The following is a 21,597-nucleotide window of genomic DNA, read 5'->3' on the forward strand; positions in this document are numbered from 1 at the left end:
TCAGCCGCGCCGCAACGGGATCACCTCACTAAGGCCTTGCCATTCAGCGCGATCCGTTCCGCCAGCCTGGCGGCCTGGCGGCCCGGCACCAGAGGACGTGCCGGCGAGGGCCTCACACCGGCCGCAAGCTGCGGGAAGAGTGCGAAGATTTCATCGCGCGCCGCAGCGCTGACAGACTTCAGCGCCTCGGAGCCGGAATACAGGCTTTCGGTCACCGCACCGCCCGAGAACACCAGCTGATGCCCGTCGAACAGGATGTGCCAATAGGTGACACCTGCCATCGCCTCGGCGATCTCGACCCCGTCGAGCGCGAGGAGATGCTTTGCCGCAACGAGGACTTCCGCCTCCCCGAACATGCGTTCCGCCACCGCGGCCTGCACCAGGACCCGATGTTGCGGAGAAACGACAAGATCGACTTCGGGAACCCCCGCCCCCAAGGCGCCCGAACGAATACGGATCGGCCGCAGCTGCGGGCTCATGGCGAGGTCTCCCGACGACAGATGCCGCGATCCGATCCAGCGGATCGGCTGATAGCCATCATCCACGGTCAGGACGGAGTCCCCGACCCGAAGCGCCTCCACCGCGATCTCGCCACGCCGCGTCCTGATCCGCGTGCCGCCGGCGAAACAGGGCACTCCGCCGCCCGGGTAGTATTGTGCATTGGCGTAGAAATGCAGCGTGGTGTTCACCGTTCCGGTGATCTGCGTCAGCAGATCCGGCGGTCCTTCCGGATAAATCAGGTACTGGATCGAGCCCGACGCGACCAGGATCACGGGGTAGCGGACAACAAGGCCGCTCACGATCCCCCCCATGTAACCGACGCCCAGTACCGTTGCATTGCTCAGGTCGGGGATGGTGTCGAGGATGGGGATATTGGTGTTGTCATGGTCGATCGTCTCGCCGGCAGAGATGCCGCCGTTCCCGTTCTGGTCGTCGGCGGTCAGCGTACCCGTCTGGGTAATCAGCGACCCCAGGTTGAGCGGGTAGTTCACCTGGTACTCGTTGCCGATCGAGAAATCGATCTGGATCAGGCCCGAGACCCTCTGGATTGCAGTTCCAGACATGTCAAAGCTCATCTGCGCACCCCTTACAATGTCGAGAGGCATACACCGCCGTCTCGTTACCCGAATGACAGTCAAAACAGTTGCAGAGCCCCGCCCCGGTCCGAAACAGCCTCTGAGGCAAGCCGCCGTCAAACCATCCCGGACCTGAACGGTGCCTTAAAGTAGCATCGAAAATGCAACCGCTGAAGCATGGGAAACGCCTAAATTCATGGGCGGAGCAGAGCGTCGGGTCTTCGCGGCGAGATCCCGCCGGCGTTGTTGCAGAAGTCGTTTTTTGAGACGAGCGTCCCCTTCCCCCCGTAGGCTCAGGCAACGCGTTCGATCTCGGGTTGGCCGAGGGCGTTGAAGCGGTTCATGACTGAGCAGGCAAACGCCACCGGTCCGAGAGAGCCTGCGAAGGATGCGGGTGTGGATTTCGGCGGTCTGGCGGTCGCGGTCTCGTGAGGCGATCCTTTCTCCGAATGACTTGAGACCGCGCATCTTCGCCTCGATGCGACTTCGGACATGGTAGCCGGACCACCGCCTCCAGATCGTCCGCCCGAGGAGTCGGGTGACGCGCAGGATGTCATTGGGGCCCTCGCAGCAGGGCAGTCCTCTTTCCAGAAGCGTCCATTCTTGCGGATGGGAATGATCGCGGTGCCGCCCCGCGCGAGGATCGCGGCATGGCAGCGGCGGGTGTCAAAGGCCCCATCGCCCGTTCCGGTGCCGATCTCCTCGCCATCCGGGACCTGGTCGAGACGTTGGTGCAGGACAGGGCTGTCGCCCTCTCGGCTGGAGGTGAATGCCACCGCCCAGATGTCGCCTGTCGCGGCATCCATGGCCAGATGGACCTTGCGGTACTGGCGGCGGTGCGTGCCTTGCGTCCTGGCCAGCCACTCGCCGTCACCGAGAAACTTGATCCCGGAGCTATCCACCAACAGATTCAGGGGGGCCAGGGCCCGGCGGAACGAGACCTCGACAGTGATGGTTTTTTGCCGACGGCTCAGGGTGGAAAAGTCGGGGACAGGCCAATCCAGCCCGGCCATTTGCAGGATGCTCGACACCATCCCGGTCGTTTGCCGAAGCGGCAGGCCGAATAGGACCTTCACCATCAAACAGAACTGGATCGCTGCATCGGAGAACACCGGCGGTCGGCCAGTGCGACCCGCCTTGGGCGCCAGCCACACCATGTCCTTGTCGAGCCAGATCTGCAGCGACCCGCTTCGCTTCAGCGCTTCGTTGTCGGATTTCCAGTTCGTCGTGCGGTAGCGGGCAGGTTCAGGCTTGTTCATGCCAAGACTCTTAACCTACGGGATTCGCAAGGTGATTCCTTCCTGATCTGACTTATGCAACAACGCCCAACGGAACCAAAAATTTTGCGACAGAACCCTGCCCACTCCCCCTTAACCTGCTCCCAGCTTTGCGACAGTGCCTCCGCAAGTCAGTGATAGAACTATGGAATTTGCGTTGGTTGTGGGCACGCGCAACGGCCCCCTCCCCTGCCCTCCCTTGCGTGCGCGCAAAGTTTTCCACAGGCTGCTGTGGGAAAAGGGCTTGCCCGAATCCCGATTCTGCCGCATTCATTTACGCCAAGCAGAGAAACAATCGCCAAAGAGCGTAACAAACGCTTCGGCTGAGGGCAGCACATGACGGAACAGACCCGGATTGACCGGCTCGTGGGCGAACATGCCGCGAAGCTATCGGAGCGTTTGCTGGCGCATCGCACGCAGCTGTTCCCGCCCGATGCGCACAAGCAGCTGCGCCGCTTCACCTCGGGTGAGGTCGCCGATCTGCTCGGCGTCAAGGACGCCTATCTGCGCAAGCTCAGCCTCGAGGGCCGCGGCCCGCAGCCCGAGACCGGCCCCGGCGGCCGTCGCCTCTACACCCCCGACGACATCATGGCCCTGCGCCGGCTGCTCGAACAGGGCGCGAAGGTGCCGGGCACCTACCTGCCCGGCCGCCGCACGCACCCCGACGGCACCCGCGACCACCTGCAGGTCATCACCGTCATCAATTTCAAGGGCGGCTCGGGCAAGACCACCACCGCCGCGCATCTGGCGCAGAAGACCGCGCTCGACGGCTATCGGGTGCTGGCGATCGACCTCGATCCGCAGGCCTCGCTCTCGGCGCTGCACGGGTTCCAGCCGGAATTCGACCTGCTCGACGGCGGCACGCTCTATGACGCGATCCGCTATGACGAGCCGGTCGCCCTGCGCGAGGTGATCCGCAAGACCTATTTCACCAATCTCGACCTGATCCCGGGCAACCTCGATCTGATGGAGTTCGAGCACGACACCCCCCGTGTCCTCGCCGCGCGCTCCGGTCAGATGTTCTTTACCAGGATCGCGGAGAAACTGGCAGAGGTCGAGGCCGACTATGACCTCGTCATCATCGACTGCCCGCCGCAGCTTGGGTTCCTGACCATGAGTGCGCTCTCCGCCGCCACTGCCGTTCTCGTCACCGTGCATCCGCAGATGCTCGACGTGATGTCGATGTGCCAGTTCCTGCTGATGACCTCGAACCTGCTCGGCGTCGTCGCCGATGCGGGCGGCAACATGGAATACGACTGGCTGCGCTATGTCATCACCCGTTACGAGCCCGGCGACGGGCCGCAAAACCAGATGGTCAGCTTCATGCGCGCCCTTTTCGGCGAGCATGTGCTGAACCACACGGTGCTGAAATCGACCGCGATCTCGGATGCCGGGATCACCAAGCAGACGCTCTACGAGATCGACAAGGCGCAGTTCACCCGCGCCACCTATGACCGCGCGATGGAAAGCCTGAACGCGGTCAATGGCGAGATCGAGGGGCTGATCCAGAAAGCATGGGGGCGCGGATGAGCCGGAAGAACCTTCTCAGCGGGCTGATGGGCCCGACCGATCCGCAGGCCCCCTCCCCTGCCCCCGCTCCGGGCCCTTCGGTCTCGGGGCTCGATCCGGACCGGCCGCGCTTCGCCCGTGGCGCGATCGGCGCGATCTCGCGCTCGGTCGCCGATCTGCAGGCCCGCGCGCTGGTCGAGATCGACCCGGCGCTGATCGACGCGGGCGGCGTGCAGGACCGGCTGGAAAGCGACGATGCCGAGGATGCGGCGCTGCGCGCCTCGATCGCCGAATACGGCCAGCAGGTGCCGGTGCTGGTGCGCCCGCATCCCTCGGCCGAGGGCCGCTATCAGATCGTCTATGGCCGCCGCCGGGTGCTCGCCCTGCGCGACCTCGGCCGTCCGGTCAAGGCGCTGGTGCGGGCGCTCGATGACCGCGACCTGTTGATCGCGCAGGGGCAGGAAAACACCGCCCGCCGCGATCTCTCCTTCATCGAGAAGGCCAGTTTCGCCCGGCAGATGCTGGCGGCGGGCTATGACCGCAAGATCATCGGCGACACGCTGTCGATGGACAAGACCCTGATTTCGCGTCTGCTTTCCGTGGCCGAGCGGGTCGCGCCCGAGGTCGTCGAGGCGATCGGTGCCGCGCCCTCGGTGGGCCGTGACCGCTGGCTGGCGCTTGCCGATGCGATCGAGGCGGGCGACCATGCCGCCTCGGACGTCGTGGCGATGGTGAACCTCTCGGGCGGGGCGACCTCGGACGCGCGGTTCGAGGCGGCGCTTGCCTATGCCAAGGGGCCGAAACCCGCCCGCAACCGCCCTGCCCCGCAGCGCATCGACAGCGTGAACGGCATGCCGCTGGCCGAGGCCGAGCGTCGCGGCGGCCGCCTGACCCTGCGCTTCGAGAAGCGCCTCGACCGTGGGTTCGAGGACTGGCTTCTGACCGAACTTCCCGCGCTGCACCGCAAGTGGAGCGAGGGCGCATGATCCCGTCACCCGCAACCAAGGAGGCACGACCCGGCCAATAGAGAAAAGCCCCCCAGGACATGACATCCCGAGAGGCCCGTTCTTGATCTAGCACTCAAGAAATACAGGCCCGACGAATCGCTGTCAACATCGCATCTGCGGTGGCCGATTTCTTTTTGCCTCGTGAAGACCGAATGCAGCACATTTCCACGACGCCTTTCGGGCGGCGGCCGGTTGCGGCTGGCCATCTGGCACAGCGCGCCCTGGCCGAGGCCCCCCTGCCCGCCTCGGCGCCCGACAAATGGGCGATCCTGCGCGACCTGACTGCCGCGCGCGCGGCCTTCGGCATCTCCGACCGGGATCTCGCCGTGCTTTCGGCGCTGGTCAGCTTTCATCCGCATCTGCAGCTCGCCGAGGGCGACGGCACCATCGTTTTTCCGTCGAACGCGGCGCTTGGCGAGCGCACGCATGGCATGGCGGAATCGACCCTGCGCCGGCATCTTTCGGCCCTTGTGCGGGCGGGCCTCGTGCTGCGCCACGACAGCCCGAACGGCAAGCGCTATGCCGCGCGTGGGATGGATGGCGGGCTGGCGGTGGCCTTCGGCTTCGATCTGCGCCCCCTCCTCGTCCGCGCGGCCGAGATTGCGGCGGCGGCGGAGGCAGCCCGGGCGGCCAACCTGCGGCTGAAGCGTCTGCGCGAAGCCGTGGTGCTGCGTCTGCGCGACGCGACGAAGCTGATTGCCTTCGGAGAGGAGCTGGGCGGCAACTGGGATGCGCTGGCCGACCGCGCCCGCCTGATGGCCCGCAGCCTGCGTCGCAAGCTTGACGTGGCAGCGCTCGAAGCCCTGGGGCTCGAGGCGGCGGATCTGCTCGAGTCCGTGAATGCTCTTCTGTCTCCGATCGAAACAGAAGAAATGAGCGGCAATGCCCTCGAATCCGAGCGGCACATACAGGATTCAAACAGACTCCTCTCTGAATCTGAACCTTCCAGTGAACAGGAAGGGTTGGCCGCGGCCGAGGCGCCCGACCCCGACCGGGCGGTGCCGAAACTGCCGCTTTACCTTGTGCTGAAATCCTGTCCCGATCTTCTCGACTATGCGCCGCATGGCGTCGACAGCTGGCACGAGCTGGTGGGCGTGGCCGATTTCGTCCGACCGATGCTCGGCATCAGCGCCGATGCCTGGCGCGAGGCACGGGCGACGATGGGCGACGGCGCGGCGGCGGTGACGCTGGCCTGCATCCTGCAACGCGCGTCCGAGATCCGCAGCCCGGGCGGCTATCTGCGCTCGCTCTCGGCGAAGGCGGCGGCCGGTGGCTTCTCGCCGGGGCCGATGGTGATGGCGCTTTTGCGCGCCGACAACACCCGCGCGGCGTGATCGGTTGACAGCTGTCAACCAGCGGCGCGCGGCAGGACGTGTTGACAGCTGTCAACTTTACGGGCGCCGTGTCGAAGGGGGATTTCCTTGGCCGCGCGATGCGCTAGGAAGCGGGCACAAGGAGGCCCCCGTGCAGATCCGGCTCGAGAAGATCAACCACATCCGGCGCCAGCGCCGGTTCTACGAGATCAGCGTCACGCAGACGCTGTTCGGCGAGTGGTGCCTTGTCCGTCGCTGGGGACCGATCGGCCGCGCCGGCGGCGGCAGCCTGACGGTCTACCTCGCCACGCTGTCCGAGGCCGAGGCCGCCTGCGAGCGGCTGAAGGCGTTGAAGCTGCGCCGCGGCTATGCGGTGATTCCGGTGCAGCTCGCGCTGTTCTGAGGCTCAGCCGGCCGCGGCCAGCATCGCCCGGCCGGCGCGGATCGAACCGTCATGGATGTCGCGCTCGAGCGCCGTGCGCAGCGCCGCCCCGTCGCGGGCCCGCATCGCCGCCAGCATCTCCTTGTGATGGTCGACCATGGTGATCGCGGCGATATCCTCGATCACCTGACGCTGGAAGGGCCCAAGCTGCAGCCAGATGCTTTCGATCAGCGGGATCGACGCCTGATCCGGGTTCAGCGCGTAAAGCGTCTTGTGGAACTCCTGGTTCATCCGGGTCAGCGCGTCGAGGTTGCGCGCGGTGATCGCGGCATCCATCCGGTCGTCGAGCGCGGTGAGCTGGTCGATCACCACGTCCGAAAGATAGGGCAGGGCGCGGCCGGCGGCGTGGGTTTCGAGCAGCACGCGCAGCTCGACCAGTTCCTCGAACCGGCCCGGCGTCATCTGCGGCACGCGCAGCCGGCGATTGCCGAGAACCTCGATCGCCTTCTCGGTGCTGAGCCGGCGCACCGCCTCGCGGATCGGTGTCGGGCTGAGGCCGAGCGCCTGCGCGAGACCCCGGAAGGTCAGCGCCGTGCCGGGCTTCAGCGCCCCCACCATCACCGCGTTGCGCAGCCGGGCATAGGCATGCTCCTGGGTTGTCATGCCTTCGGCGGGCGGGATCTCGGGCAACGGGAAATCGGTCATCTGGGCCTTGGGATGCGGCGGTGCGGGGCACAATGGCCCGGGGCGGCGCTTGACTCAAGGAGAAATTCCTATCACAAACGGAAAAAGCTATCACAAAATATCAGGGAGTATCACAATGAAGCCCGAGGAGGCGACGGCCTGGCTGGCCGACCGACCCGAAATCGAGACGATCTTCGCCTGCATCTGCGACCTGAACGGCGTGATGCGGGGCAAGCGCGTGCCGGTCGACCAGGTCGAGAAGATCGTTTCCGGCGGGCTGCGGATGCCGCTGTCGCTTCTGGGCATGGATATCTGGGGCGAGGACATCGAGGGCAACGAACTGGTGTGGGACACCGGCGATGCCGACGGGCTGTGCGATTTCACCGGCCGGCCGCTGATCCCGGTCGACTGGACGGCGCGGCCGGCGGCCTTTGCGCAGCTGTGGATGCGGACCGAGAACGGCGAGCCGTTTCCGGGTGATCCGCGCCGCGCGCTCGCCGCGATCGTCGAGCGCTACAAGGCGCTTGGCCTGACGCCGGTGGTCGCGACCGAGCTCGAATTCTACGTCGTCGATCCCTCGAATGCCGCGCCGCAGCCGCCGTGCTCGCCGGTCACCGGCAAGCGGCTCGACAGTGACGGGGCGTTGTCGCTCGACGAATTGCAGCATTTCGACGCCTTCCTGAACGAGGTCTATGACGCCTGTGCGGCGCAGGGCATTCCGGCCGATGCGGCGATTTCCGAGAACGGGGCAGGGCAGTTCGAGATCAACCTGATGCATGTGGCCGACCCGCTGGAGGCGGCCGACGATGCGGTGCTGTTCAAGCGGCTGGTGCGCGGCATCGCCCGCAAGCACGGGTTCGCGGCGACCTTCATGGCGAAACCCTATGGCGACCGGGCCGGTTCGGGGATGCATGTGCATTTCTCGCTGGTCGATGCCGAGGGCCGCAACGTCTTCGACAATGGCGGCGAGGAGGGCACCGAGCGGATGCGCCACGCCGTCGCCGGTCTGATCCGGACGATGGCCGAGAACACGCTGGTCTTCGCGCCGCACGAGAACTCCTATCGCCGGCTGCTGCCGGGCTCGCATGCGCCGTCCTCGGTCGCCTGGGGCTATGAAAACCGCACCGTGGCGATCCGGATTCCGGGCGGCAGCCACAAGGCGCGGCGGATCGAGCACCGCGTGGCCGGCGCCGATGCCAACCCCTATCTGGTGCTCGCCTCGATCCTCGGGGGCGCGCTGCTGGGCATCGAGGGGCAGTGGGAGCCGCCGGCACCGATCCTCGGCGACGCCTATTCGCAGGTGATCGAGACCCTGCCGCCCGACTGGGCCTCGGCGATCGAGGCCTTCGAGAAGGGCGGGCATGTCGAGCAGATCTATTCGAAGCGCCTGCGCCGGATGTTCGTGCAGTGCAAGCTGCAGGAGCTGCGCCGCTTCACCCGCCACGTCACCGATTTCGAATACCACTCCTACCTGGAGGCCGTCTGATGAACGCCCAGCCCACCTTCCCGAACCACCCCTATGCGGGCAACGGCGCCCATACCGGCAGCTATTATGCCGCCTCGGCCAACCCCGCGCCGCTGCGGCCCGAGCTGGTGGGCACGCATGAGACCGACGTCTGTGTGCTGGGCGCGGGCTTCTCGGGCCTGTCGACGGCGCTGCACCTGGCCGAGAAGGGCTACAAGGTGACGGTGGTCGAGGGCGCGCGGATCGGCTGGGGCGCGTCCGGCCGCAACGGCGGGCAGATCGTGAACGGGCTGAACGCGAGCTTGCAGACGATCGGCCGGCGCTATGGCGCGGATGCGGCGAAGTTCGTCGCAAGCCTCGTCACCGAGGGCGGCGACATCATCCGCGAGCGGATCGCCACCTATGACATCAAGTGCGATCTGAAGCAGGGCAACGTCTTTGCCGGGCTGACGCAGGCGCACATGCGCGAGCTCGAGGCGCGGCGCAAGCTGTGGCGCAGCTATGGCATCGAGAGCCAGGAGATGCTGAGCCGCGACGAGATGCGCCAGCACGCCGCCTCGGACCTCTACACGGGCGGGATGATCGACCACAAGGGCGGCCACATGCACCCGCTGAACCTCGCCCTTGGCGAGGCGGCGGCGATCGAGCGGCTTGGCGGCACGGTCTTCGAGATGTCGCCGGTGATCTCGGTCGACACCGCCTCGGCGCGGCCCTCGCTGAGCACGGCGAAGGGCAAGGTCGTGGCGAAGGTCATGGTGCTGTGCGGCAACGCCTATCTCGGCCATGTGGTGCCGACGCTCGAGTGGCGGGTGATGCCGGTCTCGACCCAGGTGATGGCGACCGAGCCGCTTGGCGAGACGCTGGCGCGGCAGCTGATGCCGTCGGACGTCTGCATCGAGGATGTGCGCTATATCCTTGATTACTATCGCATGTCGGCGGACAACCGGCTCCTGTTCGGCGGCGGCACCGTCTATGGCGGCACCGATCCCAAGGACATCAAGGCGAAGCTGTGGAAGAACCTCGAGAAGGTCTTCCCGCAGCTCAAGGGCACGAAGATCGACTATGCCTGGTCGGGGAATTTCGCGCTCTCGTTCTCGCGCGTGCCGCAGATGGGCCGGCTTGGCGCCAATACCTATTTCGCGCATGGCTATTCGGGCCATGGCGTGACCGGCTCGCACACCTTCGGGCGGATCCTGTCCGAGGCGATCCACGGCGACCAGAGCCGCTTCGACATGTTCGCCAAGATGCCCTGGATCCCGTTCCCGGGCGGGCGGATGTTCCGCGTGCCCTATTCGGTCATCGGCTCGTGGTGGTACGCGGTGCGCGACCGGCTGGGCGTGTAAGGCGGCCGGTAGGGCAGGGGGGCAGGGCCCCCCGGCTGATTAGCCCGGGACCGGCATCTTGCGCGTGGCATCGGGCGACAGCACGGTCGCCACGATCCGGTCCCGGAACAGCTCGACATGGCGGGCGGCGACACGTTCGGCGCTTTCGGTATCCTGATCGCGGATGAAGGCGACCATCTCGCGGTGATCGGCAATGGTCAGGTCGAGATGGTGCTGCAGCCGCGCCTTGCTGCCGTCATGCTCGATGAAGCTGACATGTCCCACCCGCATCCCCTCGATCAGCGCGCGCTCGTAGGCGTGGTGCAGATGGCGCGAATGCGCGGCCTCGCTGATCGCGAGGTGAAAGCGGAAGTTCATCTCGTTGAGCGCATCGACATCGCGCCGCGGCGCGGCCTGTTCGAAGCCCTGCGCGGCGGCCTCGATCTCGCGCAGCTGCGCGGGGGTGCGGCGCAGCGCGGCAAGGGTCGTCTGTGACCGTTGCAGCAGGTCGAGCGATTCGAAGAAATCCCGCAGATCGAAGAGATTCATCGCCGCCACGCGCGAGCCGCGGCCGCGCACCGCCTGCACCAGGCCCTCGGCGGTGAGCCGGATCAGCGCCTCGCGGACCGGGGTCCGGGAGACTTCGTAGCGGGCCGAGATTTCCAGCTCGTCGAGATCCGAGCCGGGCTTCAGCTCCAGCCGCAGAATCGCCTGTCGCAGCATGCGGTAGACATGTTCCGCCCCGCGTTCCGCTGCCGGTTTCGTCGCCGCGGCTTTTTTTGCCATGTTCCCGCTCTCGCTGCACGCTTTCCAAGCGCTTGTATACAGCTGCGCATGTGCATTTTCCAAGATGGAATGGCGCGGAATGCAAGTTGTTGACAGCATCATATTATACAGTGTGTATTTTTATGAAATACTGGAAGGATGCATGATATGTCCGAAACTTGGACGATCGGCGTCGATGTCGGGGGCACGTTCACCGATCTCTGCGCCATCGAGAGCGGCAGCGGGCGCATTGCCCTGAACAAGGTGTCGAGCACGCCCGCCAACCCGGCCGAGGCGATCATCGCGGGGCTGGATGCGCTGGCGCAAAAGGCGGGGTTCGACCTTGGCGACGTCCGCGCCATCGGACATGGCACGACGGTGGCGACCAATGCGCTGATCCAGCGCACCGGCGCCAAGGTGGCGATGGTGACCACCCGCAATTTCCGCGATCTGGTCGAGATCGGCCGGCAGATCCGGCCGAAGATGTATGATCTGAAGGCCGATTTCCCGCCGCCGCTGGCGCCGCGCCACCTGCGTTTCGAGGTGAGCGAGCGGGTGGGCGCCGACGGTGCCGTGGTCGAGCCGCTGGACATGGACAGCGTCGATGCGGTGATCGAGGCGTTGCGCGCCGAAGAGGTCGAGGCGGTCGCCATCGCCTTCCTCTTCGCCTATCTCAACCCGGCGCATGAGCAGGCGGTGAAGGCGCGCATCGCGGCGGCGATGCCGGGCGTGGCGGTCTCGGCCTCGTCGGACGTGATGCCGGAATTCCGCGAATACGAGCGCTCGTCCACCACCTTGCTCAACGCCTATCTGCAGCCGGCCTTCGCGCAATATATGCGCACGCTCGAGCGCGAGGTCGCGGCGCGCTCGCCGGTCTCGAGCCTCGGGGTGAACCAGTCGAGCGGCGGGCTGATGTCGGTCGAGACGGCGCGCGAGTTCCCGATCCGCACTGCGATGTCGGGTCCGGCGGCGGGGGCGAACGGCGCCATTCACACCGCCCTGCAATCGGGCGTGGCCAATGTCATCACCTTCGACGTCGGCGGCACCAGCGCCGATGTGGCGCTGATCCGCGACCGCGCGATCGGGCTTGCCTTCGACCGCGACGTGGCGGGCTTCCCGGTCCGCATGGCGATGGTCGACATCAACACCGTGGGGGCGGGCGGCGGCTCTCTGGCCTGGTTCGACCGCGACGGGCTGATGAAAGTGGGCCCGGCCAGCGCCGGCGCCCGGCCCGGCCCGGCCTGCTATGGCCGCGGTGGCGATCAGGCGACGGTGACCGATGCCAATGTGGTGCTGGGCCGGCTGTCGACCAGCGGCCTTCTGGGCGGCGACATGTCGCTCGATGTCGACGCCTCCTTCCGCGTCGTGGGCGTGGTGGCCGCGCGGCTCGGCTGCACGGTCGAGACCGCGGCGCGCGGCATCCTGGACGTGATGGCCGCCAACATGGTGCGGGCGATCCGGGCGATCTCGGTCGAGCGCGGCCATGACCCGCGCGATTTCGTGCTGATGCCTTTCGGCGGTGCCGGGCCGCTGCATGCCGAGGCCTGTGCGCGCGCGCTCGGGATCCGGCAGATCCTGGTGCCGCTCTCGCCCGGCATCCTGTGCGCGCAGGGGCTGCTGGTCGCGGGGCGGTCGGAAAGCCTCGTGCGTTCGCAGCGCATCGCGCTGAACGCGGCGGCGGGGGCGGTGCTGTCGCGGCTGGCCGAGGAGATGCGCGCCGAGGCCGGGACCTGGTTCGAGGCCGAGGCCATTCCCGAAGCCGAGCGCAGCGCGACGCTGGTCGCCGACATGCGCTATACCAGCCAGAACTACGAGCTGCAGATCCCGGTCACCGGCGCGCTGACCGACCTTGACGCACTGAGGCAGGCGTTCTTCGAGGCCCATGCCCGGGCTTACGGCTTCTTCAACCCGGAGGACCCGGTCGAGGTGATGGCGCTGCGCATGACCCCGCAGGGGGCACGGCCGAAGATCGGCGCGCCGCCGCAGCGCGACACCGCCTCGCGCACGCCGCAGCCCAAGGCCCGGCGTCCGGTCTGGTTCAGCGGTCCGGCCGCGCTCGAGACCCCGGTCTATGACCGGGCCGAGCTGGCCGCCGGCGCCGAGCTGACCGGCCCCGCCGTGATCGACCAGTTCGATTCCACCCTGCTGCTGTTCCCGGGCGACGTCGCGCGTGTCGACGAAGCCCGCAACATCCTGATCACCCGCGGAGAGACCGAGCTTTGACCCTTCACGACACCCGCACCGCCTCTGCCGCCGCGCCGCAGGGCGGGCCCGATCCGATCACCGTCGAGATCGTCGCCTCGGCCTTCCGCTCGGTGGTGGACGAGACCTTCATCGCGCTGATGAAAAGCGCCTATTCGACCAACATCAAGGAACGCCACGACCATTCGACGGCGATCTGTGACCGCGAGGGGCGGCTGATCGTGCAGGCCGAGATGTCGCTGCCGATCCATCTGGCCTCGATGACCGGGCTGATGCAGGCGGTGCTGTCGCGCTATGCGCCCGAGGAGATCCGCGAGGGCGACATCTTCGTGGCGAACGATCCGCATGTGGCGGGCGGCACCCATCTGCCCGACATCAACTATGCCGCGCCGATCTTCGTCGAGGGCCGGCTTCTGGGCTTCGTGTGCAACATCGCCCATCACGCCGACATCGGCGGCATGGTGCCCGGCTCGATGGCCGGCGGCATGTCGGAGATCTATCAGGAGGGGCTGCGGATCCCGGTGGTGCGGCTGTTCCGGGCGGGCGAGCTGCAGCAGGACATTCTCGATCTGCTCTTGCTCAATGCCCGGATCCCCGAGGAACGCCGGGGCGACCACTTCGCGCAGATCGCCGCCTGCCGCCTCGGCCTGCGCCGGGTCGGCGAGATCGCCGGGCGCTATGGCGCGGCGCTGATCGAGCAGGTCTGGGCCTCGCTGCTGAGCCGCACGCATGCCCGGATGCGCGCCGCCATCGCCGGTCTGCCCGACGGCACCTATCGCTTCGAGGATGTGATGGACGATGATGGTTGCGGCACCTCGGACATTCCGCTCCGGCTCGAGATCACCGTGAGCGGCGACCGGGCGGTGTTCGACCTGCGCGGATCGGCACCGCAGGTGCAGGGCAACATCAACCTGACCCGCAACGCCGCCAAGGCCGCGGTCGCCTATGCGCTGCGCACGCTGCTGGACCCCGAGATCGCGAACAACGAGGGTATTCTCGAGTGCTGCGAACTGCTGACCGAGCCGGGCAGCATCGTCGACTGCATCGCCCCGGCGCCGGTGGCGCAGCGGCTCAACACCTCGCAGCGGCTGGTGGACGTCATCATCGGCGCGCTGGCCCCGGCACTGCCCGAGGCCGCGGTCGGCGCCGCCAATGGCGCCAACACCACCGCGGTGTTTTCCGGGATCGACCCGCGCAACGGCAAGCCTTATCTCTATCTCGAGACGCTCGGCGGGGGCGCCGGCGGGCGCAATGACCGCGACGGCAAGGACGGCGTGCAGGTGCATATCACCAATACCTCGAACCTGCCGATCGAGGCGATCGAGACCGAATATCCGCTGCGGGTGCTCAGCTACGGGTTCGTCGAGGATTCCGGCGGGGCAGGGCGCTATCGCGGTGGCGCGGGGCTGCGCCGGGTGATCGCGCCGGTGGATCACGACTGCACCTTCAACGGCGCGGGCGAACGGTTCGCCCACGCGCCCTGGGGGATCTTCGGCGGGGGTGCCGGGCGGCCCGGGCGCTTCGTGCTGAAGGGCGGGGCGGGGGAGACGGTGCTGGTCGCCAAGCCCTCGGCGGTGCCGCTGCGCCGCGATCAGGTCATCGTGGTCGAGACCCCGGGCTCGGGCGGCTATGGCCCCGCGGACGAGCGCAGCGCCGCGGCGGTGGCCGAGGACGCGCTGTCGGGCAAATACAGCCCCGGCTTCCTCGACCGGAACTATCCCGCGCAACGACGCGGATGAGCGCAGCCGGGGCGGTGGCCGCCGCCCCGGTTCCACCGAACACGAAAAACCAACAGGGAAATCGAGACATGCTGAAAATGCTGACCAAACCTCTTCTTGCCGGGGCGCTCGCCCTTGCCGCGCTGCCGGCCTGGGCGCAATCGGTCACCTGGGATCTGGCGAACGAATACCCGCCGAATTCGGTCCATGCGCAATCCGCCGACACCTTCATCGAGACGCTGAAGGCGGTCTCGGGTGGCGACATCGTGGTGACCGCGCATCACGGTGCGGCGCTCGGCTACAAGTCGCTCGATCAGTATGACGCGGTCGGCGACGGGGCGCTCGACCTTGCCTCGTCCTTCGCGACGCCGTGGTCGGGGATCAACCCGGTCTTCGTGCTGTCCTCGATTCCCTTCCTGGTGACCACCCCGGCCGAGGAACGCACGCTCTACGAGATCGCCAAGCCCTATTACGAGGCGGTGCTCGAGCGCGACAACCAGGTGCTGCTGTTCGCCACGCCCTGGCCGCCGAGCGGGCTGTGGGGCAACAAGCCGCTCGATTCGATGGAGGCGCTCGCCGGCGTCAAGCTGCGCACCTATGACGCGAATGGCACGATCACCTTCGGCAATACCCCCGCGACGCCGGTGCAGCTGAGCTGGGCCGATACCGTGCCGCAGCTCTCGACCGGGGCGATCGACGCGGTGCTGACCTCGGCCGATGGCGGCTCTGCCTCGCAGCTGTGGGAACAGCAGTCGCATTTCACCGAGGTGAACTATGCGATGCCGCTGCAATTCGTGCACATGAACCGCGATGCCTACGAGGCGCTGAGCGACGAGCAGAAGGCCTGGGTCGCCGAGGCGGCGAAGGCGGCCGAGGATTTCGGCTGGAACCTGCTCGCCGACCGGGTGTCGCAGAACTATGCCGAGATGAAGAGCCACGGCATGACCGTCGTCACCGATGTCGATCCGGCCTATATCGCGGCGCTGACCGAGGCGGCGAAGCCCGCGCTTGAGGAGTGGAAGGCGAAGATGGGTCCCGATGCCGACGCGATCCTGTCCGCCTTCGACGCGAAACGCGCGCAATGATGAGCGCGTCCGACACCCGCGACATCGCCGGCCGGAACCGGCCGGCGATGCTCTTCCAGCGCGGCGTCTATGCGCTGTCGCAGGCCGCCGCGGCGGTGGCGGCGCTGCTGGTCGTCGGCATGGTGCTGCACATCCTGTTGGAGATCGCGTTGCGGATGGTCGACCGCTCGACCTTCGTGCTGGACGAGGTGGTGGGCTATGCGATCGCCGGGGCCACCTTCCTGTCGCTCGGCTATGCCTTCGAGCATTCGGCGCTGGTCCGCGTCGGGCTGCTGGTCGACCGGCTGTCGGGCCGCCCGCGGCGGGCGCTCGAGACGATCTGCGGCCTCGCCACGCTGGCGGTGACCTCGCAGATCGCGCTGGTGATCGGCCGGACGGCGCTGCGCAGTTTCGAGCGCGGGCGCACCTCCAGCTCGGTCGCCGAGATCCCGCTCTGGATCCCCGAGGCGGTCTGCGCCGCGGGGATGACGATCTTCAGCCTCCAGGTCCTGGCCTGGACCCTGCGGCAGATCTTCGACCTGCCCGGCCCGGTGCCGCCGGGAGAGATCGACCCACTTCAGAACGACCTGTAACGACAGGCAGAAAGGGAATACATGGACCCGCTCGTTTCCGGCCTGGCCCTGATCGCGATGCTTGTCCTGACCCTCGGCAGCGGGGTCTGGATCTTTGCCGGGCTGCTGCTTGTCTCCTTCGCCGGCCTGCATTTCCTGGTCGGCATGCCGCTGGAGCGCGTCTTCACCATCGCCGGCACGATCACCTATCGCAGTGCTTCCACCTGGGAGATGGCGGCGGTGCCGCTGTTCATCTGGGTGGCCGAGCTGATCTTCCGCTCCTCGGTCTCGTCGCGGCTGTTCCGTGGGCTGGCCCCCTTCGTCGACCGGATCCCCGGGCGGCTCCTGCACACCAACGTTCTGGGCTGCACGCTGTTCGCCGCGGTTAGCGGCTCGTCGGCCGCGACCACCGCGACGGTCGGCAAGATCACCTCGAAGGAGCTGGTCGCGCGTGGCTATGACCAGAACCTTGCGGTCGGCTCGCTGGCCGGGGCGGGCAGTCTCGGGCTGCTGCTGCCGCCCTCGATCGCGATGATCATCTATGGCATTCTCGCCGAGGTCTCGGTCAGCCGGCTGTTCGCCGCAGGGGTGCTGCCGGGGCTGATGGTCTCGGGGCTCTATTCCGGTTTCATCATGCTGATGGCGCTGCTGCGCCCGGGCATCGCTCCGGCCGGGCATCAGGAGTTCGCCTTGCGCGACTATCTGCGGGCGGCGGTGGATCTGCTGCCGGTGGTGGCGCTGATGGGGATCGTTCTGGGCGCGATCTATTCCGGCATCGCCACCCCCTCCGAGGCGGCGGCGGTCGGGGTGCTGGCCGCCTTCGTGGTGCTGGCGCTGCTGCGCGAGCTGAGCTGGGAGCTGATCCGGGTCAGCCTGATGGGCACGGTGCGGACCAGCGCGATGGTCTGCATCATCCTGGTCTCGGCCTCGCTGCTCTCGACGACGCTCGGCTATCTGCACCTGCCGCAGGAGCTGGGCGCCGCGATCGGCGCGATGAACCTCGATCCGCTGGCGCTGATCGTGCTGCTGGCGGTGTTCTACCTGCTGCTCGGGATCTTCGTCGACGGGGTGGCGATCATCGTCATGACGCTGCCGATGACCCTGCCGCTGGTGACGGCGGCTGGATACGACCCGGTCTGGTTCGGTGTCTTCCTGGTGCTGATGGTCGAGATCGGGTTGCTGACGCCGCCGGTGGGGATCAACCTCTTCGTGCTGCAGGGGCTGACGAACTGGCCGCTCGGGCGGGTGGCGCGGGCCTCGGTGCCGTTCTTCCTGCTGTTCGGGCTGGCGGTGCTGCTGCTGGTGCTGTTCCCGCAGCTTGCGCTGTGGCTGCCGGACCTGCTTTACGGCGCATGACCGGCCCGCCGGGGCCCTCGTGGCCCCGGCGTGATCCCGTGCCGGGCGCGGCCCGAAGGCGGTTTCCGGCGGCGACCGGAGCGTGCCACCCAACCGGGCCCCATTGCTGAAACACGACAGGTTCCCGCGGCGCGCTCCCGTGCTTCGCTTTGCGGAGACGGGATGACGCCGCATCGCGAAGGCGGGGCGGCCCTGTTGTTTCCGAGTGCAGGGCGGACCTTGCTGTGATGCTTCCCGCGGCCCGCTCCGCTCCGGCCGGCGGCGACGGGGCCGCGGCCGATGCAACAGGGCACAGCTGACGCTGATCTGCGTCAGGTCTGACATCGAGATGAGAAATGGCACGAATCGCCTGCTGCCGGATCTCATCATCCTTGAGAAGGTCTCGTTCGTGTCACCCTGTTTCCGGCCTGGCGGCCCCCATACCGGCGCCATCCGCAAGAGTGCTGTGCGCGCGCGATTTTGTGGGTGATATGGGGGCGTACGATGGCTGATGTTTTCGGCACCAGCGGCAACGATACTTGGACCAACGACAATACCAACGACCGGTATTTCGGCGGCGACGGCAATGACACGATGACCGGCGGCAACGGCACGCAGGTGCTGTTTCCCGGGTCGAACCCCGCCGCCAATGGCGAGTGGATCTATGGCGGCAACGGCAACGACGTCTATTACGGCAATGGCAGCAATGACGTTCTGGTCGAATACGAGACCACCACCGGCCGCGACACGATGTATGGCGGTGACGGCAATGACACAATGTCTGGTGGTGCCGACAACGACTTCATGAGCGGGGACGCCGGCAACGACAACCTGACCGGCGGGACCGGCAACGACAGCATGCTGGGCGGCATCGGGAACGATTCCCTTTTTGGCGACGCCGGCAACGACACCCTCTACGGCGGCGATGACGCGGATTACCTCGATGGTGGGGCGGACAACGACACGCTCTACGGGGGTACCGGAAACGATACAATCGGCGGGGACACCGGGGACGATCTGCTCTTTGGCGACGACGGGGCTGATGTGCTCGCCGCTGGCATCGGGACGGATACGCTCTATGGTGGAACCGGCAACGACACGCTCTGGGGAATGGGCGGTGCCGACCTGGTCTATGGTGGGACTGGTAACGACCGGATCTACGGCGAAGATAACGATACGGTCACCGGATACAACGACAGCCTCTATGGCGATGACGGCAATGACAGCATCTTCGGTTACGGCGGCGATGACAGCATCGACGGCGGGAACGGCAGCGATTCGCTCGTCGGCGGCGACGGCAGTGACACCATCTTCGGGGATGCTGCGAGTGATACGCTGCCCGGCAATGACACGCTTGATGGCGGTGCCGGGGCTGATATCCTGCGCGGCGGCGCGGGCGATGACCTGGTCTATGGTGGCGCAGACAACGACAGCATGACCGGCAATGCCGGCAACGACACGCTCTATGGCGGCACCGGCGACGATGTGATCGACGGCGGCGATAGCCTCAACCCGACCGGCGATGACCTCGTCTATGGCGGCGATGGCAACGACACGATCTGGGGCACGGCCGGTTTCGATACTCTCTACGGCGACGCTGGCAATGATGTGCTCGATGGCGGCGATGATGCGGATTCGCTGCAAGGCGGTATCGGCGCGGATACGCTCTATGGCGGCGCCGGCAATGACACGCTCTGGGCCGGGACGGGCGACGGGGTCACCGACACCGCCGGGAACTCCCTCGATGGCGGCGACGGCAATGATTCCCTTGTCGGCGAGGCCGGCAATGACACGCTCTGGGGCGGGACCGGCGACGACACCCTCCTGGGCGGGAGCGGCGACGACAATCTCTTCGGTGAAGCCGGGGCGGACTCGCTGGACGGCGGCGATGGCAATGACACCGTGTGGGGCGGCGATGGCGCCGGCGGGCCTGACGGGAACGATACGCTCTCTGGTGGTGCCGGCGATGACATCATTCTTGGCGAAGGCGGCAACGACGTGCTGTCCGGTGACGCGGGCAACGACACGCTCTGGGGGGATGACGGCAACGACACGCTGACCGGCGGAACCGGCGACGACTACTTCGTCTGGGATGGCGCCAGCGATGATGTCATCACCGATTTCGGTACCGACAGCGGCGGACCCTACACCGATGGCAACCAGTCGAACAACGACTTCGTCGATCTGAGCGGCATCTTCAACGATGCGACGCTTGCGGCCTACAACGCGGCGAACGGCACGAATTTCGTCCAGCCGATCATGGCGATGAACCACGATCTGGCCGATGGCGTCATCAGCTTCAACGGCACCGACATGAGCGGGCCGACGCTGACCATGACCGGCATCACCGGCGGGCTGACCTGGGATCAGACCAATGTCGTCTGCTTCGCCTCGGGCACGCGGATCAAGACGCGGCACGGCGAGGTCGCGGTCGAGGATCTCCAGCCCGGTGCGCAGGTGCTGACGCTCGATTCGGGCTATCAGCCGCTGCGCTGGATCGGCGGGCGCCAGGTCGGGGCGGCGGAGCTGGTGCAGCATCCGAAGCTGCGGCCGATCCGGATCCGGGCCGGCGTTCTGGGGCTGAACCAGCCCGAGCGCGACCTGCTCGTCTCGCCCCAGCACCGGGTGCTTGTCCGTTCCCGCGTCGCCGAGCGGATGTTCGGCGAGGCCGAGGTGCTCGTCGCGGCGAAGCATCTGCTGGCCCTCGACGGGGTCGAGGTTGCCGAGGACGTGACCGAGGTGACCTATTGGCACTTCCTCTTCGACACGCATCAGGTCGTGTTCTCGAATGGTGCGGCGACGGAAAGCCTGTTCACCGGCCCCGAGGCACTGAAGGCGGTCAGCCCCGAGGTCCGCGAGGAAATCCTGGCGCTGTTCCCCGAACTCGCCCTCGGCCTTGGTGCCGAGACCGAGGCGGTGCGCCGCCTCGTCCCGGGGCGTGCGGCCCGGCAGCTGGCGGAGCGTGTCTTGCGCAACCGCAAGCCGCTGGTCGCCTGATCGCCCGGACACGGGCCACGCTTGCCGTGGCCCGCACCTTGCATGGATGGACTGCGAATGGATGTTGGCATCACCCTGGAGCGCCCTGACTACAGCCTGAAATCCGGGCCGGTGACGGTGGGCTGGTTCCTGCTCGAGGACAGCGGCTCGGCGGTGCTGTTCCCGCCCGAACGGCTGAGCAATCGGGGGGCGAACCGGACCCATGCAAAATCCGCCGCCCGCTGTCCCGGCGTGGTGCAGCTGGAAAGCCGGTATTTCGTGCTGCGCTGCCCCTATGATCTGCATATCGGCTTCGAACGCGATGCGCAGGGCGTCGCGCGGCTGGTCAACCGGGCAGGGCCGCAGGGCGCGGTGCGCGCCGGTAAGCTCGGCAAGATCCTGCATCTGGTGAACGAGGCGGAGTGGCGCTTTCCGGATCGCCCGACGGTCCAGCTCAACCTTGGCTATTGCTTCGCGGCCGAAGAGATCTGCTATGTCACGCAGCTCGACGCTTTCGCGCATTACCGCCCCACGCCGCTGCCCGGGACGATCTTCGGCGGGCGGTTCCCGATCCATGCCTGGGTGCGGCCGCTGATGTGGGCCTTTGAATGGCACGACACCGGCAAGGACCTTGTGCTCAAGCGCGGCGATCCGCTGTGCTATTGCCAGTTCGAGGCCGATGGCCCCGACCGTCCGATCCAGCTGATCGCGGTCGAACGCACGCCCGAGCTCGAACGCTGGGTCGCCTCGATGCAAGGGGTGGCCTCGATGATCAATCAGACCTTCAGCCTGTTTCGCGCGACGGAGCAGGCGCGTCCGGCGAAGCTGCTGGTGCCGAAGTCATGACGCGCTTTTGACGGCGACAGGTGAACGCTTGCGAGCGGGCAGCCCGGAGCCCGCTCGCCTTCAACTTCATTCAGCAACCAGAAG

16 protein-coding genes and 1 pseudogene are annotated in these 21,597 nt (G+C 67.1%); 13 read left to right on the forward strand and 4 right to left on the reverse strand.

Annotated features, from left to right (window positions below; translation table 11 throughout):
- Positions 1 to 20: 20 nt before the first annotated feature.
- Together EOW65_RS10175 and EOW65_RS10180 are read right to left on the reverse strand one after the other, a co-directional pair.
- Positions 21 to 1,076 (reverse strand): Hint domain-containing protein, encoded by a 1,056-nt coding sequence (locus EOW65_RS10175; RefSeq protein ID WP_240664620.1) that lies wholly within the window; start codon positions 1,074 to 1,076, stop codon positions 21 to 23.
- 293 nt (positions 1,077 to 1,369) lie between these two features.
- Positions 1,370 to 2,335: pseudogene (locus EOW65_RS10180) on the reverse strand (IS5 family transposase).
- 354 nt (positions 2,336 to 2,689) lie between these two features.
- Here EOW65_RS10180 and repA point away from each other — a divergent pair.
- From repA to EOW65_RS10200, 4 genes are all read left to right on the forward strand, one after another.
- Complete coding sequence (repA, locus tag EOW65_RS10185) at positions 2,690 to 3,883, forward strand: plasmid partitioning protein RepA (protein WP_128149101.1); 1,194 nt, start codon at positions 2,690 to 2,692, stop codon at positions 3,881 to 3,883.
- Positions 3,880 to 4,848 carry a plasmid partitioning protein RepB gene (gene repB, locus EOW65_RS10190; protein ID WP_128149103.1) on the forward strand — a complete coding sequence of 323 codons (969 nt, stop codon included), beginning with the start codon at positions 3,880 to 3,882 and terminating at the stop codon, positions 4,846 to 4,848. Before repA ends, repB begins: the two co-directional genes overlap by 4 nt.
- 173 nt (positions 4,849 to 5,021) lie before the next feature.
- The gene (repC, locus tag EOW65_RS10195; RefSeq protein WP_128149105.1) at positions 5,022 to 6,203 is read left to right on the forward strand and encodes a plasmid replication protein RepC; all 1,182 of its coding nucleotides are present in this window, start codon (positions 5,022 to 5,024) and stop codon (positions 6,201 to 6,203) included.
- Between the two features lie 130 nt (positions 6,204 to 6,333).
- Positions 6,334 to 6,585 carry a WGR domain-containing protein gene (locus EOW65_RS10200; RefSeq protein WP_128149107.1) on the forward strand — a complete coding sequence of 84 codons (252 nt, stop codon included), beginning with the start codon at positions 6,334 to 6,336 and terminating at the stop codon, positions 6,583 to 6,585.
- 3 nt (positions 6,586 to 6,588) lie between these two features.
- On the opposite strand, the gene EOW65_RS10205 is transcribed toward EOW65_RS10200, so the two are convergent.
- The gene (locus EOW65_RS10205; protein ID WP_128149109.1) at positions 6,589 to 7,269 is read right to left on the reverse strand and encodes a GntR family transcriptional regulator; all 681 of its coding nucleotides are present in this window, start codon (positions 7,267 to 7,269) and stop codon (positions 6,589 to 6,591) included.
- A 115-nt stretch (positions 7,270 to 7,384) separates the two neighbouring features.
- On the opposite strand from EOW65_RS10205, the gene EOW65_RS10210 reads away from it, so the two are divergent.
- Together EOW65_RS10210 and EOW65_RS10215 are read left to right on the forward strand one after the other, a co-directional pair.
- Positions 7,385 to 8,734 carry a glutamine synthetase family protein gene (locus tag EOW65_RS10210; RefSeq protein WP_128149111.1) on the forward strand — a complete coding sequence of 450 codons (1,350 nt, stop codon included), beginning with the start codon at positions 7,385 to 7,387 and terminating at the stop codon, positions 8,732 to 8,734.
- Positions 8,734 to 10,056, forward strand: coding sequence for an NAD(P)/FAD-dependent oxidoreductase (locus EOW65_RS10215; protein WP_128149113.1), 1,323 nt, complete (start codon positions 8,734 to 8,736; stop codon positions 10,054 to 10,056). Before EOW65_RS10210 ends, EOW65_RS10215 begins: the two co-directional genes overlap by 1 nt.
- Before the next feature lie 39 nt (positions 10,057 to 10,095).
- Here EOW65_RS10215 and EOW65_RS10220 read toward each other — a convergent pair whose 3' ends face one another.
- Positions 10,096 to 10,821: a GntR family transcriptional regulator gene (locus EOW65_RS10220; protein WP_164880056.1), complete on the reverse strand. Its 726-nt coding sequence runs from the start codon at positions 10,819 to 10,821 to the stop codon at positions 10,096 to 10,098.
- A 147-nt stretch (positions 10,822 to 10,968) separates the two neighbouring features.
- On the opposite strand from EOW65_RS10220, the gene EOW65_RS10225 reads away from it, so the two are divergent.
- The 7 genes from EOW65_RS10225 to EOW65_RS10255 all read left to right on the forward strand — a co-directional run bounded on the left by EOW65_RS10225 (position 10,969) and on the right by EOW65_RS10255 (position 21,513).
- Complete coding sequence (locus tag EOW65_RS10225) at positions 10,969 to 13,023, forward strand: hydantoinase/oxoprolinase family protein (protein ID WP_128149117.1); 2,055 nt, start codon at positions 10,969 to 10,971, stop codon at positions 13,021 to 13,023.
- Complete coding sequence (locus EOW65_RS10230; protein WP_128149119.1) at positions 13,020 to 14,741, forward strand: hydantoinase B/oxoprolinase family protein; 1,722 nt, start codon at positions 13,020 to 13,022, stop codon at positions 14,739 to 14,741. Before EOW65_RS10225 ends, EOW65_RS10230 begins: the two co-directional genes overlap by 4 nt.
- Positions 14,742 to 14,809: 68 nt before the next feature.
- Positions 14,810 to 15,805, forward strand: a complete 996-nt coding sequence (locus EOW65_RS10235) for a TRAP transporter substrate-binding protein (protein ID WP_164880057.1) — start codon at positions 14,810 to 14,812, stop codon at positions 15,803 to 15,805.
- On the forward strand, positions 15,805 to 16,377 hold the full coding sequence (locus EOW65_RS10240) for a TRAP transporter small permease subunit (RefSeq protein WP_164880058.1): 573 nt from the start codon (positions 15,805 to 15,807) through the stop codon (positions 16,375 to 16,377). Before EOW65_RS10235 ends, EOW65_RS10240 begins: the two co-directional genes overlap by 1 nt.
- A 21-nt stretch (positions 16,378 to 16,398) precedes the next feature.
- Complete coding sequence (locus EOW65_RS10245; RefSeq protein ID WP_128149125.1) at positions 16,399 to 17,712, forward strand: TRAP transporter large permease; 1,314 nt, start codon at positions 16,399 to 16,401, stop codon at positions 17,710 to 17,712.
- Positions 17,713 to 18,195: 483 nt separating this feature from the next.
- Positions 18,196 to 20,688, forward strand: coding sequence for a Hint domain-containing protein (locus tag EOW65_RS10250; protein WP_128149126.1), 2,493 nt, complete (start codon positions 18,196 to 18,198; stop codon positions 20,686 to 20,688).
- A gap of 42 nt (positions 20,689 to 20,730) precedes the next feature.
- Positions 20,731 to 21,513 (forward strand): hypothetical protein, encoded by a 783-nt coding sequence (locus EOW65_RS10255; RefSeq protein ID WP_240664622.1) that lies wholly within the window; start codon positions 20,731 to 20,733, stop codon positions 21,511 to 21,513.
- The last annotated feature ends 84 nt before the right edge of the window (positions 21,514 to 21,597 follow it).

The organism is Paenirhodobacter ferrireducens, assembly GCF_004022265.1.
In the GTDB taxonomy this organism is placed as follows: domain Bacteria; phylum Pseudomonadota; class Alphaproteobacteria; order Rhodobacterales; family Rhodobacteraceae; genus Rhodobacter; species Rhodobacter ferrireducens.